14 protein-coding genes are annotated in these 15,253 nt (G+C 64.2%); 5 read left to right on the top strand and 9 right to left on the bottom strand.

Annotated elements, in window-relative coordinates:
- The first annotated feature begins 54 nt into the window (after positions 1 to 54).
- Positions 55 to 897 carry a tetratricopeptide repeat protein gene (locus QA643_RS35890; protein WP_283030376.1) on the top strand — a complete coding sequence of 281 codons (843 nt, stop codon included), beginning with the start codon at positions 55 to 57 and terminating at the stop codon, positions 895 to 897.
- A 278-nt stretch (positions 898 to 1,175) separates the two neighbouring features.
- On the opposite strand, the gene QA643_RS35885 is transcribed toward QA643_RS35890, so the two are convergent.
- The 9 genes from QA643_RS35885 to QA643_RS35845 all read right to left on the bottom strand — a co-directional run bounded on the left by QA643_RS35885 (position 1,176) and on the right by QA643_RS35845 (position 9,944).
- A complete protein-coding gene (locus QA643_RS35885) occupies positions 1,176 to 2,150 on the bottom strand; it encodes a type II secretion system F family protein (RefSeq protein WP_283030375.1) in 975 nt (324 codons plus the stop codon).
- Between the two features lie 11 nt (positions 2,151 to 2,161).
- Positions 2,162 to 3,133, bottom strand: coding sequence for a type II secretion system F family protein (locus QA643_RS35880; RefSeq protein WP_283030374.1), 972 nt, complete (start codon positions 3,131 to 3,133; stop codon positions 2,162 to 2,164).
- A 15-nt stretch (positions 3,134 to 3,148) separates the two neighbouring features.
- Positions 3,149 to 4,609 (bottom strand): CpaF family protein, encoded by a 1,461-nt coding sequence (locus QA643_RS35875; RefSeq protein ID WP_283030372.1) that lies wholly within the window; start codon positions 4,607 to 4,609, stop codon positions 3,149 to 3,151.
- 22 nt (positions 4,610 to 4,631) lie between these two features.
- Positions 4,632 to 5,909: an AAA family ATPase gene (locus QA643_RS35870; RefSeq protein ID WP_283030370.1), complete on the bottom strand. Its 1,278-nt coding sequence runs from the start codon at positions 5,907 to 5,909 to the stop codon at positions 4,632 to 4,634.
- Positions 5,906 to 6,658, bottom strand: coding sequence for a CpaD family pilus assembly protein (locus QA643_RS35865; RefSeq protein WP_283030369.1), 753 nt, complete (start codon positions 6,656 to 6,658; stop codon positions 5,906 to 5,908). The genes QA643_RS35870 and QA643_RS35865 overlap by 4 nt, the downstream gene beginning before the upstream one ends.
- A gap of 8 nt (positions 6,659 to 6,666) precedes the next feature.
- On the bottom strand, positions 6,667 to 8,139 hold the full coding sequence (locus tag QA643_RS35860) for a type II and III secretion system protein family protein (protein ID WP_283030368.1): 1,473 nt from the start codon (positions 8,137 to 8,139) through the stop codon (positions 6,667 to 6,669).
- Positions 8,140 to 8,156: 17 nt separating this feature from the next.
- On the bottom strand, positions 8,157 to 8,951 hold the full coding sequence (gene cpaB, locus QA643_RS35855; RefSeq protein ID WP_283030367.1) for a Flp pilus assembly protein CpaB: 795 nt from the start codon (positions 8,949 to 8,951) through the stop codon (positions 8,157 to 8,159).
- Between the two features lie 126 nt (positions 8,952 to 9,077).
- Entirely contained in the window at positions 9,078 to 9,602 is a 525-nt protein-coding gene (locus QA643_RS35850) for a prepilin peptidase (RefSeq protein ID WP_283035046.1), read from the bottom strand.
- Between the two features lie 177 nt (positions 9,603 to 9,779).
- Entirely contained in the window at positions 9,780 to 9,944 is a 165-nt protein-coding gene (locus QA643_RS35845) for a Flp family type IVb pilin (protein ID WP_283030365.1), read from the bottom strand.
- Between the two features lie 306 nt (positions 9,945 to 10,250).
- Between QA643_RS35845 and QA643_RS35840 the strand changes: the two genes are divergently transcribed.
- The 4 genes from QA643_RS35840 to QA643_RS35825 all read left to right on the top strand — a co-directional run bounded on the left by QA643_RS35840 (position 10,251) and on the right by QA643_RS35825 (position 15,225).
- Positions 10,251 to 11,078 carry a sterol desaturase family protein gene (locus QA643_RS35840; RefSeq protein ID WP_283030364.1) on the top strand — a complete coding sequence of 276 codons (828 nt, stop codon included), beginning with the start codon at positions 10,251 to 10,253 and terminating at the stop codon, positions 11,076 to 11,078.
- Between the two features lie 109 nt (positions 11,079 to 11,187).
- Positions 11,188 to 12,657 (top strand): hypothetical protein, encoded by a 1,470-nt coding sequence (locus QA643_RS35835; protein ID WP_283030363.1) that lies wholly within the window; start codon positions 11,188 to 11,190, stop codon positions 12,655 to 12,657.
- Positions 12,658 to 12,727: 70 nt separating this feature from the next.
- Complete coding sequence (locus tag QA643_RS35830; RefSeq protein WP_283030362.1) at positions 12,728 to 14,176, top strand: hypothetical protein; 1,449 nt, start codon at positions 12,728 to 12,730, stop codon at positions 14,174 to 14,176.
- Positions 14,173 to 15,225: an acyltransferase gene (locus tag QA643_RS35825; protein ID WP_283030361.1), complete on the top strand. Its 1,053-nt coding sequence runs from the start codon at positions 14,173 to 14,175 to the stop codon at positions 15,223 to 15,225. Before QA643_RS35830 ends, QA643_RS35825 begins: the two co-directional genes overlap by 4 nt.
- The last annotated feature ends 28 nt before the right edge of the window (positions 15,226 to 15,253 follow it).

Raw genomic sequence — 15,253 nt, 5'->3', positions numbered from 1 at the left:
ATTGCTGGCTTGTTGGCTCCATCCGTCAGCCCTTTTTCGTGAGTTGAAGTTGCCATGCGTCGACCGTCCAGCCATGCCGGGTCCTTCTGCTTTGTCCGGTTCCTGTCCTCCGCGGCCGTAACGGCGATTTTGGCCGTTGGCCTCGGCGGCTGCCAGACCATGTCTGATATCACGGGGTCGCTAACCTCATCGTCGTCAAAGGCACAGACCGCTGCCCCCGAGGATCCGCACCGCGCCGCCGAAGTCTATGGCGAGCGTTATCGCGCCAACCCCAGGGATGCCGAGGCGGCACTGGGCTATGGCCAGGCGCTCCGTGCCAACGGCCAGCGCGCGCAGGCCGCCGCCGTGCTCGAGCAGGCCACCCTTGCTCATCCCGGCAACAAGACATTGCTCGCGGCTTACGGCCGTGCGCTCGCCGACAACGGCAATTCGCAGGCCGCGTTCGACGTGCTGAGCCGCGCCCATTCGCCCGCCAATCCCGACTGGCGCATCCTTTCGGTGCAGGGCACCACGCTCGACAAGATGGGCAAGCACGACGAGGCGCGCCGCTACTATGCGAGCGCGCTGAAACTCGCGCCGGAAGAGCCCTCGGTGCTGTCCAATCTTGGCCTTTCCTACATGCTGACGCGGGAATTGCCGCAGGCCGAGGAGACGCTGCGGCGGGCCTATTCCAATCCGCGCGCCGATGCCAGGGTGCGGCAGAATCTGGCGCTCGTGGTTGGCCTCGAGGGCCGGTTCGCGGAAGCCGAGACCATCGCCAAGGGCGACCTGCCCGCCGATGAGGCCGCCGCCAACGTGGCCTATCTGCGGGAAATGCTGAGCCGCAAGGACAAGGACAATTCGCGTCCGCCCGGCAGCCGGGCGACCGTCCCGGTCGCAGCTCTCAACCGGGATTGAGATCCTCGCCGCCGTCGCGGCTGCAGCCATCAGCTTTCACAAATGAACGATCCGCCGCAGCGCAATGGCTGACGGCGGATCGGGCGGTGCTGTCCGGGATTTTACTGAGCCGGTATGGTCGGGGCGGCGCGACATTGAAGGTCGAACGGCGCGGCATTCGCCGCGCCGTTTTCGCCTCTAAAGCGCGATGAGATTTGCATGAATCGTCATCGCGCTTTAGGTCTTTGTTTGAGCATGATCTTTTCGGAAAACCGCTTCACACTTTTCCGGATCATGCTCTAGTTCATTGCCTGGAGCTTGATGTAGGTCGGCCCGAGAATGACGATGAACAGGCACGGCAGGAAGAACAGGATCATCGGCACCGTCAGCTTCGGCGGCAATGCGGCCGCCTTCTTCTCGGCCTCGGTCATTCGCATGTCGCGATTTTCCTGGGCCATCACGCGCAGGCTCTGGCCGAGCGGGGTGCCGTAGCGTTCCGACTGCATCAGCGCCAGACAGACCGATTTGACGCCTTCCAGCCCGGTGCGCTTGGAGAGGTTCTCATAGGCAACCTTGCGGTCTTGCAGGTAGGAAAGCTCTGCCGTGGTTAGCGCGAATTCCTCCGACAGTGCGACCGACTGCGAGGCGATTTCGGTAGAGACCTTGCGGAAGGCGACTTCGACCGACATGCCGGATTCGATGCAGATCAGCAGCAAATCGAGCGCATCGGGGAAGGCGCGCTTGATGGAGAGCTGGCGCTTGCTGATGGCGTTCTTCAGGAACAGCATTGGTGCCTGCAGGCCGAGATAGGCGGCGCCGATGCAGATGCCGAGCTTGATCGTCAGCGGCTTGTCCATCTGCGTGATCACGAACACGTAGAGCGCCGCGCCGAGGAACAGCACGATCGGCGTCACTGCGCGAGCGAACAGGAACGTCACATAGGGCGCGTGGCCGCGATAGCCGGCCATGATGAGCTTGTCGCGTGCGGCTTCCTGCGCCAGCCATTTGGTCAGGTTGAAGTCTTCCACCACCTTGGAGACGAGCTGCTTCGGGCTCTGCCGGAGCGATACCTTCTCCGACTTGTTGAGGCGCTCGCGCTCGCGCTGCCGCAGCCGCTCGCGCTCGTTGGCCACCGCCTTCATGCGCTTGGCAAGGCCTTCGCCGGCGAACAGTGGCATGATCAGGGTATAGGCGGTCGCGCTCGCCGCAATGGCGGCAAGCAGCATGGTCATGAACCGCGCGTCGTGCATCTTGGCGATCAGAAAATCAATCATGGCCGTACCCGTCAGAAATCGAAGTTGATCATTTTTTTCATCACCAGGACGCCGATCGTCATCCAACCGACGCAGCACATCAGCATGAACTGGCCGAGATGCGTGTTCCAGAGCAGCGAGATGTAGTCGGGCGTCGAAAGCCAGACCAGAAACATCACCGCCGGCGGCAGCGAGCCGATGATGCCCGCGGAGGCCTTGGCTTCCGTCGACATCGCCTGAATCTTTTCCTTCATTTTCTTGCGGTCGCGCAGCACCTTGGAGAGGTTGCCGAGGGCTTCCGACAGGTTGCCGCCGGATTTCTGCTGGATCGCGACCACGATGCCGAAGAAGTTCGCTTCCGGCAGCGGCATCCGCTCGTACAGCCGCGAGCAGGCCTCGCCGAGCGGCATGCCGATGGTCTGGGTTTCGATGATGGCGCTGAACTCGCTCTTGAGCGGTTCCGGCGAATCGGCGGCGACCACCTTGATCGATTCGAACAGCGGCAGACCGGCCTTGATGCCGCGCACGATGACGTCGACGGCGTCGGGCAGTGCCTTCAGGAATGCATTCTCGCGACGTTTCTTCAGATAGCTCAGCATCCAGCGCGGCAGGCCGAGGCCCGTGCCGAAGGCCATCACGACAGCGCCGAGCAGCGAGCCGCCGACGAAGAAGGCGAGCACGAAGCCCACGGCGGCGAAGATGCCGGACATGATCCAGAATTTCTGGGGCGTCCATGTTCCGAGGCCAGCCTGCGCCAGACGAGTCGAGAGCGGAACGGCCTTGTCTTTCTTGCGGCGGGCGTCAAGCTCCTTCAGCGATCCCTCGACCTGCTCGCGGCGGGAACGCTGCGTCTTCTCGGCCTGCCGCGCCGGCGCGTCGTTGCGGGCAATCGAGGCGCGGCGGGATTCGGCCTTCCGCTCGCCCGACAGCATCGGATAGATGAATACCCAGGCCAGGCCGCCGATCGCGGTGGCAGCCAGAAAGGCCAGTGCGAGTGTCTGCATGCTCGGTCGCCCCCTTTAGGCCTTGTCGGTGACTTCGGCGGCGTCGAGCGCAGCCGCAAGCCGCTTCTCTTCGTTGTAATACCGCGCCCGGTCCCAGAACTTTGGGCGTCCGATGCCGGTCGAGCGGTGCCGACCGATGATCTTGCCGTTCGCGTCTTCGCCGACCATGTCGTACAGGAACAAATCCTGGGTGATGATGGTGTCGCCTTCCATGCCCATCACCTCGGTGATGTGCGTGATGCGGCGCGAGCCGTCGCGCAGGCGCGCCGCCTGCACGATGACGTCGATCGAGGCGCAGATCATCTCGCGGATGGTGCGCGAGGGCAGCGAGAAGCCGCCCATGGTGATCATGGATTCGCAGCGTGACAGCGCTTCGCGGGGATTGTTGGCGTGCAGCGTTCCCATCGAGCCGTCGTGGCCGGTGTTCATGGCCTGCAGGAGGTCGAACGCCTCGGGTCCGCGGACTTCGCCGACGATGATGCGTTCAGGGCGCATACGCAGGCAGTTGCGGACCAGTTCGCGCATGGTGACCTGGCCTTCGCCTTCGATGTTGGGCGGCCGGGTTTCCAGCCGCACCACGTGAGGCTGCTGCAACTGAAGTTCGGCGGCGTCTTCGCAGGTGATGACGCGCTCGTCATGCTCGATATAGTTGGTCAGGCAGTTCAGAAGGGTCGTCTTGCCGGAGCCGGTGCCGCCGGAGATCAGAACGTTGCAGCGGACGCGGCCGATGATCTGCAGGATTGTCGCGCCCTCCGGCGAGATCGCGCCGAACTTGACCAGCTGGTCGAGCGTGAGCTTGTCCTTCTTGAATTTACGAATGGTGAGCGCGGGACCGTCGATCGCCAGCGGCGGCACGATGGCGTTGACGCGGCTGCCGTCGGCGAGGCGGGCGTCGCAGATCGGCGAGGATTCGTCGACGCGCCGGCCGACCTGGCTGACGATGCGCTGGCAGATGTTGAGCAGCTGCTGGTTGTCGCGGAAGCGAATGCCGGTCTTCTGGATCTTGCCGCCGACTTCGATGAACACCGTGCCGGCGCCGTTGACCATGATGTCGGCGATGTCGTCGCGCGACAGCAGCGGCTCGAGCGGTCCGTAACCGAGCACGTCGTTGCAGATGTCGTCGAGCAGCTCTTCCTGCTCGGCAATCGACATCACGATGTTCTTGATCGCGATGATCTCGTTGACGATGTCGCGGATTTCCTCGCGCGCCGACTCGCCGTCGAGCTTGGCGAGCTGGGCGAGGTCGATCGCCTCGATCAGCGCACCGAAAATGGTGGCCTTGACCTGGTAGTAATTGTCGGACCGCCCCGCGGCCGCAGCAGGGGCCGGCGGCGGCTTGGCGGGGGCAATCGGCGGCGAGGCGACCGTCGGCGCGGCGATCTCGCGCGCCGGGGCTGCGGCGGGAGCCGGCTCCGGCGCCTGGAAGGTGGGCTTCAGCGCCCGAACATCATCATTTCCGCTACGCTTACCGAACACGATGGCACTCCACGCGGGCGACCTACTTCTTGGCCCGCAACTTCTCGATCAAAGGCGACAGCAACGAACTCTTCGGCTTCTTGGTCTCGCCGCGGCCGGTCAGCCGCTGCGCGATCTGCAGGAAGATCTCGGTGGTCTTATGGGTCGCGGAGATTTCCGCGATCATCTGGCCGTTGTTGGCGGCCGAACCGAAGATCTGCGGCTCGAACGGGATGGTGGCGATCGGGTGATTTTCGATCGCCTTGGCGAACTCGGCGGCGGGGATCTCCGGACGCTTGGGGATGCCGACCTGGTTGAGGCAATAGAGCGGGGCGCGATCGTTCGGCCGCGACGACTTCAAGAGGTCGAAGATGTTCTTGGTGTTGCGCAGATTGGCAAGATCGGGCGCGGCGACGATCAGGATGTCGTCGGCCGCGATCAGGGCGCGCTTGGTCCATCCCGACCACTGATGTGGGACGTCGAGCACGATGCAGGGCATCGTGGTGCGCAGCGTATCGAAGATCGCATCGAACGCTTCGGCGCCGAAATCGTAGACGCGGTCGAGCGTCGCCGGCGCGGCCAGCAGGCTGAGATGGTCGGTGCACTTCGACAGCAGGCGGTCGAGGAAGGCGGTATCGATCCGGTCGGGCGAGAACACCGCGTCCGCGATGCCCTGCGGCGGGTCCTGGTTGTAGTCGAGGCCGGCGGTGCCGAACGCGAGGTCGAGATCGGCGACCACGGAATCCAGCGACAGGTCGCGCGCGATCGCCCAGGCGACGTTGTGGGCGACGGTGGATGCGCCGACGCCGCCCTTGGCACCGACGATGGCGATGATGCGGCCGACGGCCTTGGCTTCCGGCGACGAGAACAGGTTGCAGACCGAGCGCACGACGTCGATCGCGTTGACCGGGGCGATGACGTAGTCGCTGACGCCGCGCCGGACCAATTCGCGATAGAGCATGACGTCGTTGATGCGGCCGATCACGATGACGCGGGTGCCTGCGTCGCAGACAGTGGCAAGCTGGTCGAGGCCGGCGAGGATGTCGTTGCGGCCCTCGGTCTCCAGGATGATGACGTTCGGCGTCGGGGCCGAGCGGTAGGCCTCGATGGCGGCGGCCATGCCGCCCATCTGGATCTTGAGGTGAGCCTTGCCCAGGCGGCGGTCTTCGCCCGCCGACTGCACGGCGGCCGCGGTCTCCACCGTCTCGCAGAATGCCTGCACCGACACCCGAGGCGCCGGCGCAATGTGGTCCTCGGTGGACGGCGCCCCGACTTCGGGCGGCTGCTGCGGATCTGTGTTCTGGCGCGAGTAAGTGATCATTTGCCGGTATCGCTAAGTTTGGCCTTGTCGCTCTCTGGATACGTCGTCGCGGTTGACGTACCCTTGCGATATTTCTCGAAGGCGGCGGCGCGGCGCGGCGCATAGGCCGCGGTTTCGGAACGCGGCTGCACCAGGTCCGACGGGTTGTCGACCATTGCCGCCAGATTGCGTTGGTTGGAGCAGCCGAAATTGTAGTACTGCTTGTTCTCGAAGTAGCTCTTGTTGTGAATCGAAGGCCCGATGTCCTCCGGCCACAGCCCGCACGGGCCGGCGACCGCCGAGATCTTCGGATAGTTGAGGCGGATCGCGGCCATGTGCCGGGGGTCTTCCGGGTGGTATTCGCGGATATTGATCGCGCGCGGCGGCACGCCGGCGGCGGCGAAGGTGGCCCGGATCTCGCGCAAGGAATCCTCGGCCGCCCGCGCGTTCGGCGTCTTGACGGGCACGTCGACGCTGATGGCACCGGTGCCTTCGCGAAGCCAGCTCTGGGCCAGGCCCATCACGTCGGCGCGCTGCGTCGCGGAAAGGCCGCCGCGGCCGCGGCCGACGAAAACCACGATCGAGCGGTCGGCCTCCGTCACCGCGATCGGATGGCGCTGTTTATAGTCATCGGGCACGCTCCCCGTCGCAACGACGTCAGTGACGTGCTTGCAGGCGCCGAGCGCCATCGAAAGGCCGAGCAGCGCTCCCGTCAGGCGCAGGGCGCGCCTGATATCGGCGGGCTTGGTTGGGGTTGTCCTCTGTGTCATGTCCCGCCTCAGTCCGTAATAAAGCCGTAGGTGCCGCGATAATTCCGTGCCTTCTCGACCCGGCCCGGAACGCCGTAGATGCGATTGATGTTGCCGAGCAGGTCGGCCTGCGGGTCCGAGGCGGCGGCAAAGCCGTCATCGGGACGCGACAGGTCCTTCTGTGCCACCGCGCGCACCACATAGGGCGTGACCAGGACCATCAGTTCGGTCTGGTTGTTGACGTAGTCGCGGCTGCGGAACAGCGTGCCGAGAACCGGCAGTTGCGCCAGTCCCGGCAGTCCGCTGATGGCCTGCTTGGTCTGGTCCGCAATCAAGCCTGCCATCGCCATCGCGCCGCCCGAGGGGATTTCCAGCGTGGTTTCCGCGCGGCGGGTCTTGATCGAGGGAATGGTCAGCGAGTTGCTCGAATTGTTGCTCAGGGCCTGCGTCAGCGTGATCGAGTTCTCGTTCGACAGCTCCGACACTTCCGTCATGACACGAAGGCTGATGCGGCCTTCGGTCATCACGACAGGCGTGAAGTTGAGCGAGATACCGAACTTCTTGAACGAGATCTGGGTCGTACAGACGCGCGTGAGCGGGTCGCAGGAATAGCCCGCGGGAACGGGAAACTCGCCGCCGGCGATGAAGGTCGCGGATTCGCCCGAGATCGCGGTCAGGTTCGGTTCGGCCAGCGTGCGGATGACGCCGGAGCCCTCCATGGCGCGCAGGGTCGCGGTCACCGACGGTGTGGCGCCGAACTTTGTCTGGAGCTCGTTGCCCACGACCAGCGGACGGCCAAGCGCGGTGAATGGATTGGTATTATTGAAATTCACCACCGACGTGCCGTAGTTCAGGTTGGCCGTGAGATCGATGCCGAGCTGCTTGATGATGTTGCGCGAGACTTCGGCGACCGTCACCTTCAGCATCACCTGGTCGCGGCCGCGGACGGCGATCGAATTGACCACCTTGTCGCTGCCGTTCACGAGGCGGGCGGCGATGTCTGCGGCCTGCTGCGCCTCGATCGGGGTCGCCGCGGTGCCGGTCAGGACCACGCCGTCGCCGACGCCCTCGATCTGGATGTCCGAATTCGGCAGCGACTGTTTCAGCGCCGCGCGCACGCCGTTGAGGTCGCGCTTGACCGCGATGTCATAGGCGGCGATCTGCGCGCCCGTGGAATCGAAGAACACGATGTTGGTCTGGCCGACCGCGGCGCCGATGATATAGGCGCGCTGACTCGAACGGACCACCGCGTTGGCGATCTTCGGATCGGCGACGAGGACGTCCTTGATCTCGCGCGGCAGGTCGATCACCATCGATTTGCCGATGCCGAGCGAAACGAAGCGCGCGCTCATCTGGCCATCCGCGGCGACCGGCGCGACGCGATAGTCGCTCGCCACCACCGGCGTCAGCGCCGGATTGAGCGTGAGAGCAGCCACGGCCGAAAACGACAGGGCGCGGACGATGAACGTTCGCATCATCGGCTGAATTTCCCTGCACTTCATAACGTGCGTCCTTTCGGTCACTTCTGCATCATCTGCTGGCTGGCAACGCCGTAACGGATGACGTTGAGGTTTTCGCCGCGCTTGACTTGGGTATCGTCTTGCTTTTCGGGTGCGTTGATGTCGGCGATGCTGCGCAGCGCCAGCGTCAGCGTGCCGCTCTGGCGCGAGCGCGCCAGCGTTTCGGCCTGCTCGGGCTTTAGTTCGAGGGTCACGGTCTTGCCGACCAGCGAGCTGGAGCCTTCCTTCTCCTTCGGCGCCTGGTCGATTGCGAGAACGCGGACATTGCTGAGAATGATCTCCGAGTTGGAGCTGTCCGGGCCCTTGCTGTCCGGATTCTTCTCGCGCTTGGTGAGAATGACGTCGACCCGGTCGTTCGGCAGAATGAAGCCGCCGGCGCCGGTTTCCGGGGAAATTTCAGTGGAAATGGCCCGGTAGCCCGCGGGCAGGATCGCCGCCATGAAGCCGGAGCCGTCGGCCTTCACCAGCTTCTGGTCGCGGATCGGCTCGCCCGCGATGAACGGCGAGCGGGCGATCGAGCCGGTGACCTCCCTGATCGCCTCAGCCCTGCTGGCGCGGCTGATCAGGTTGCCGCTGGCGCTCGTGGCCGGCCAGGCCTGCCAGTCGATATCGCCCGGCTTGAGCGAGTGGCCGAGGCCGATATCCGATTTTGCGACGAGAATATCGACGGTTTGCATCTGCACGACCTGTTGGGCCGGTGCAGGCTTGTCGTCTGACGATCCGCTGGCGAGATAGGCGGCGATGCCTCCGGCGCCGATGGCGATGGCCAGGACCACGATGCGTGGCTTATTCATACGCTTCACTTTCCACATTACGCCGCGACGCTTCCGTCGCCGTGATGGGAGTTGACCAGCTATTCGTCAAAGCATGGTTAATGAGGCGTGTGTAAATTGCCTTAACGGAAAGTTAGCAGCGCCGGATCAGCGCATGGCGAGGTGCGCGAGGTCGACCGCCTTGATCCATTCGGTCTGCGGATAGACGATCAGCGCGCCGAGCGCGAGCGCGATGCCGTAGGGAATGCCGGTCTGCTTGTCATGCAGCCGGCTCAGCCAGGCTTGCCCCGAGAGCAGGGAAGGCAGCGGCCATTGCCGGAATTGAATCAGCAGGATGGTCAGCGCACCGCCCAGCAGCGAGACGTAGAGCAGATAGTCGAGCAGGTGGTCGAAGCCGAACCAGAGCGCCACGCTGGCCGCGACCTTGGCGTCGCCGCCGCCCATCCAGCCCATTGCGAAGCAGAAGAAGGCCCCCACCAGAACGATCGCGCCGGCGCCGAAATGCATCAGGATATCGTTCAGGCTCATGCCGCCCAGCACCGCAAGCGCCATGAAGCCGGCGACCAGCACCAGCGACACACGGTTCGGAATGGTCATCGTGAACAGGTCGCTCGCAGCCGCAAACGCCATCAGGGCCGGAAACAGCAGAAGGCGGGCGGTATCGAGAATCATGATTTCACGCTTGCTGCGGGTGAACGGGTCCAGAATGCCGGTCGAGCCTAGCCACCAGAGATGAACAATCGGGAAACGGCGGCATTTGCCGGCATGCCGCATCCGCCGCCGTGCCGTGCAGAAACGAAAAAGGCCTCGGCGTACCGAGGCCTTTGACGATTTGCTCGTTACCGCCGCTTACTTCAGCGAGGTCGAGATCGTGTTGAAGTTGGTCGACAGCTTGGAGCCGAGGCCGTTGACGGCGGTGATGATCGCGATCGCGATGCCGGCGGCAATCAGGCCGTATTCGATGGCGGTGGCGCCGGACTCATCCTTCACGAAACGCGAAACGAGATTCTTCATAGACGATAACTCCTGTGTACACGTGGCTGGTCGAACTTAAGCTTGGTCCGTCGGCGTTCTCAGCACCGTGACCATGGCGTCACCCTAGGGTGCGACAATTTCGGCGCAGTTAATTCGACCATGCAAAAATGCTTGGAACTTGCAGTTCTTGAGCACAGTAAACGTCGCATTAAGGCGTTCGATAAAATGCAAGCGCAGCGTCAGCGGTAGCTTGTTGGGTGCGCTGAACCGGCTCGAAATGCCTTCTATTCACGGCTCCTTAAGCGCGACCGGATACCTCTGAACTCTCCGATCGAGCGAGGCCGCATGTCCAGTCTGCCAATGGAAGTCATCGAAGTCATAGGTCAGACGATGGCGAAGATCGTTCCGGCAACGATCGCGCTCGCGCTGGTGTTCACGGCGCTCTCGCATTTCTGGGCCTGCAATCCGGGCAAACCCTGGTGGCGCAAGAGCGAGCTTGTCACCGATATCTGCTACTGGTTCTTCGTGCCGGTGTTTGCCCGCATCTTCCGCATCGGGCTCCTGGTGCTGGGCGCCTCCGTCGTCTTCAACATCAATGAGGTCGACGAGCTGATCGCGTTCTACGACAACGGCCATGGACCGCTGGCGCAGCTTCCGCTGTGGGTGCAGGCGCTGCTGTTTCTCGTTGCGTCCGACTTCATGCTGTACTGGCTGCACCGGATGTTTCACGGCGGCGCGTTCTGGAAATATCACGCCATCCATCACTCCTCGGAGGATCTCGAATGGATCTCCGCGGCGCGGTTTCATCCGGTCAACCTGTTCATCGGAACGATCCTGGTCGACGTCATCCTGCTGATGGCGGGCATTTCTCCCAACATCATGCTGTGGGTCGGACCGTTCACGACGTTCCACTCCGCGTTCGTTCACGCCAACCTGAACTGGACGTTGGGGCCGCTCAAATACGTGCTTGCCACGCCGGTCTTCCACCGCTGGCATCACACCTCGCTCGAAGAGGGCGGCAACACCAATTTCGCCGGCACCTTTCCGATCTGGGACATCCTGTTCGGGACGTTCCGCATGCCGGAGAACCGGTTGCCGGAAGCATATGGCGCCGACGATCAACAGATTCCGCACGAGATCGGCGGGCAACTGGCCTATCCGTTCCGCCAATAGCGCATAGCCGGAAAGCGCGCGCGGAAGCGCGACCGGGAAACGCGCCGTGGCAGTAAGTGGGGGCCGGGTTGATCCGATCGCGCGCAAGGGGGCCGGCCTGGGACGTGTCATGAGCATGGACAGCACAACGCTTCACCAAGCGAAAGCGCTCAGCCTTGGCCGGGCCCTTGGCCAAATCCTTGGCCGGATCCCGGCCTGGTTATGGCTCGGCGCCGGCGTCTACGTGCTGATGCTGGTCAATGGCAGCGCGCTTCTGAACGATTCCGATACCTACTGGCAGATCGCCGTAGGCCAGTGGATTCTCGATCACGGGGCGTTGCCGCGCGTCGATGTCTATTCCTTCAGCCGGCCTGGCGAGCCCTGGATATCGTCGTCCTGGCTGGCGCAGATCCTCTATGCCGTAAGCTACAATCTGGCCGGCTGGACCGGACCGGTGGTGGTTGCGGCGGGCGCGATTGCGGCGACCTTCGCGCTGCTGGCGCATATCCTGGAGCGCCGCGTTCCCGCCGTCTATGCGGCCCTGGTCGCGCTGGTGGCGATGGTGCTGTCGACGCCGCATTTGCTGGCGCGTCCGCATGTCCTGGCGATGCCGGTCATGGTGGCCTGGGCATATGGTTTGATGAGGGCGAGCGAGCGGCGTCAGCCGCCGTCGTTCTGGCTGCTGCCGCTGATTGCGTTGTGGGCCAACCTGCACGGCGGCTTCGTGTTCGGCCTGGTGCTGGCCGGCGCGTTCGCCATCGACGCGCTGTGGAACGCCGAGCCGTCGCAGCGGAGGCCGCTGGCGATGCGCTGGCTTGTGTTCGGGCTGGGCGCATTGGCGGCCTGCTGCGTCACGCCCTATGGCTGGGAATCGATGCTTGCGTCACGCAGGATTCTCGACCTCGGAGAACTGCTGCGGCTGATCAGCGAATGGGCACCTGCGGATTTCGGCAAGCTTGGCGCCTTCGAGCTGACAATTCTCGCTCTGATCGCGGGAGCGCTTTACCGCGGCATCGTCCTGTCGCCGCCGCGGATCGCGCTGGTGCTCGGCCTGCTGCACATGGCGCTCGCGCATGGCAGGAATCTGGAGATCTTTGCCTTGCTGCTGCCGATCGTCGTGCTGACGCCGGTGTCACGGCAGCTTGTTCTGCAACCGGCCTGGCCGGGCAGGGCGAGGCTTGCCGCCGTGGCACCGCTCATGGTCGCGCTCGGCATCCTGACCTTCCCCCTGGCGGCGCATCAGGCCTACGCGCCTGCCAAAGGCGATTCGCCGGCCGCCGCCGTCGAGGCCATCAAGGCGCATGATCTCCGGCGGGTTCTCAACGATCGTGCCATGGGCGGCTATTTAATCTGGCGACAGATACCCGTGTTCATCGACGGGCGGGCCGAACTGTACGGCGAAAAATTCACAATGGCCTATTACAACGCGCTGGAGCTGAAGGACGTCGGCCAGTTTCTCGGCCTGCTCAGAGAACACGAGGTTGATGGCTTGCTGCTGCGGCCGGGCGCGCCCGCAACCGGCCTGCTCGATCATCTCGGCGGCTGGCGACGCGTCTACGCTGACGATGCGGCCGTCCTCTACGTGCGCGGGGGCAGTTGATGATGCGCGCCGCGGCTTCGTTCTCCATTTGCCTTGAGCGGAATCTCCCGACACGTCGCGGGCTGCCGGCATGACGAGCATCACGGTGGCGTCCAGCGAGAAGTCCACCATCCTCGGCCGGCTGCCTGCCTGGCTCTGGGTCGGAATTGCCGTTTACGCGTTGCTCTTGATCGGCGGCCGGGCGCTGCTCGTCGATTCCGACACCTACTGGCAGATGACCGTCGGCCAGTGGATCCTCGACCACCAGACGATGCCGCGCACCGATATCTATTCCTTCACCAGGGCAGGCGAGCCGTGGACGTCGTCCTCCTGGCTGGCGCAGGTGCTCTATGCGACGAGCTACAACCTGGCGGGCTGGACCGGGCCGGTCGTGCTCGCGGCCAGCTGCATCGCCGCCACCTTCGCGCTGTTCACCTTCAATCTGGGCCGCCATATTCCGGCGGTCCATGCCGTCATTGTCGCATTGGCCGTGCTGGTGCTCTCGATGGGCCACCTTCTGGCGCGCCCGCATGTGCTGGTGCTGCCGGTCATGCTTGCCTGGGCATACGGGCTGATGTCGGCGAGCGAGCGCGGCCAGGCGCCGTCGCCATGGCTGCTGCCGTGGATCGCATTGTGGGCCAATCTGCATGGCGGCTTCGTGTTCGGCCTGGTGCTGGTCGGTGCGTTCGCGCTCGACGCGCTGTGGAATGCCGATCGTGCGGTGCGAAGTTCGCTGGTGCTGCGCTGGGCGGCATTCGGCATCGCCGCGCTCGTGGCGTGCTGCGCCACGCCGTATGGATGGGGATCTATACTCGCGGCGCGCAAGATCCTCGATCTCGGCGAGCTCCTGCACCTGATCTATGAGTGGATGCCGGCGAACTTCGCCAGGTTCAGCGCCTTCGAGATGGCGATCCTCGTGCTGATCGGCGGTGCGCTTTATAGCGGCGTCAAGCTATCGCCGCCGCGCATCGCGCTGGCGCTGGGGCTTTTGCACATGGCCCTGTCGCATGTCAGGAACATCGAGATCTTCGCATTGCTGCTGCCGATCGTGGTGCTGACGCCGGTGTCACAGCAGTTCGCGCTGCGCCCGGCCTGGCTCGCCCGCACGCTCCCTCCGGCGCCGATGCTAGCGACGGTCCTGTGTCTGCTCGGCGGCTGGACATGGCTCGTTGCGGCCAATACCGGCTTTGCGCCGCCCGAAAGCCAGTCGCCGGCGGCGGCTGTCGATGCGCTGAAGTCGCACAATCCCAAGCGGGTCCTCAACGATCTGCCGTTCGGCGGCTATCTGATCTGGCGGCAGATCCCGGTCTTCGTCGACGGCCGCGCCGAGCTCTACGGCGAAGCGTTCGACGTTGCCTATTACCGGGCCATGCAGCTCAAGGACGTCAACGAGTTCCTCAAAATGCTGGGCAAATGGGACATCGACGCCGTGCTGCTGACGCCGCATACGCCGGCGGCGAGCCTGCTCGATCACATCGGCGGCTGGCGGCGCGCCTACGCCGACGGCAACGCCGTATTGCACGTCCGCACGGCGCCATGACACAGCGCAACCAGTCGCTGGACCTGTTGCGCGGCGTGGCCATCCTGCTCGTCGTCCTGGTGCACTGTCAGGAGGAATCCACCGGCGTCGTTCCCACCCTGAGCTGGTTTGCCAAAACCTATGGCGGGCTCGGCGTGCAGCTCTTTTTCATCGTCAGCGGCTACACGATGATGCGGACATATGGCGACAGGCTCGATCTCGCCGCTGCCCGCTCGTTCTATCTGCGGCGTTTTTTCAGGATCGCGCCGTTGTTCTGGATCGCAATCGTCTTTTACCTGCTGCTGACGCGAGGCCGCGGCATCACCAACTTCGCGCCGGGCGGCGTCGGCGTCGATGACGTGTTGCGGACGTTCTTCTTCCTGCAATGGACCAGCGCCACCGCCTACAATTCGGTCGTTCCGGGCGGCTGGAGCATCGCGGTCGAGATGCAGTTCTATCTGCTGTTTCCGCTTCTGATCTGTCTGTTCCGCCGGCGTGGCGGCGCCACGCTGTGCTACGCGCTGATCGCGCTTGCGAGCGTCGTCGGCCAATCCGTCGTCGAGCCCTATTTGATTCCCAAGGTGGCGGTGTCGCTGCCTGCCAGCCAGGCGTATCTCGCCGAAGGCGTGTTCACGAGCTGGCTGCCGCACCAGGTGATCTGCTTCGGCTTCGGCATCCTGCTGTACGACTTTATCGAGCTGAAGAACCGGCCGGCCTTCGGCCTGCTGTTTCTGCTCGGCGCCGCGCTGATGTCTCCGCCGCTCGGGCTCGAGGTGACGATGCTCGCGGCGCTTGCCTTCGCCGTCCTGATCTCGAATGTCTCGCTGTCGTGGATGACGGTGCTCGGACGCCACTCCTATGCGATCTATCTTATCCACTTCGCCGTGGTGTCGTTCATTGCCGGGCTGCTGCCGATGGGGCTGGTGCCGCTGTTCGTGCTGGTCGCCGCGGCATCGCTGGCGTTCAGCTATTATCTGATCGAGCCGCGGATCGAGCGCCGCTTCAACCGGCTGGGCCACGCGCTGGCATCGGCCGGCGGCGCCCCGAAAGCCGTCATGACGCCCTCCTGAAGCCCTTCTAAAGCCTCTGACGGCCGCG

The sequence above is a fragment of the Bradyrhizobium sp. CB3481 genome, assembly GCF_029714305.1.
Lineage (GTDB): Bacteria > Pseudomonadota > Alphaproteobacteria > Rhizobiales > Xanthobacteraceae > Bradyrhizobium.
The sequence above is the reverse complement of the archived record's forward strand: the minus strand, read 5'-3'. Positions and strand labels throughout refer to the sequence as shown.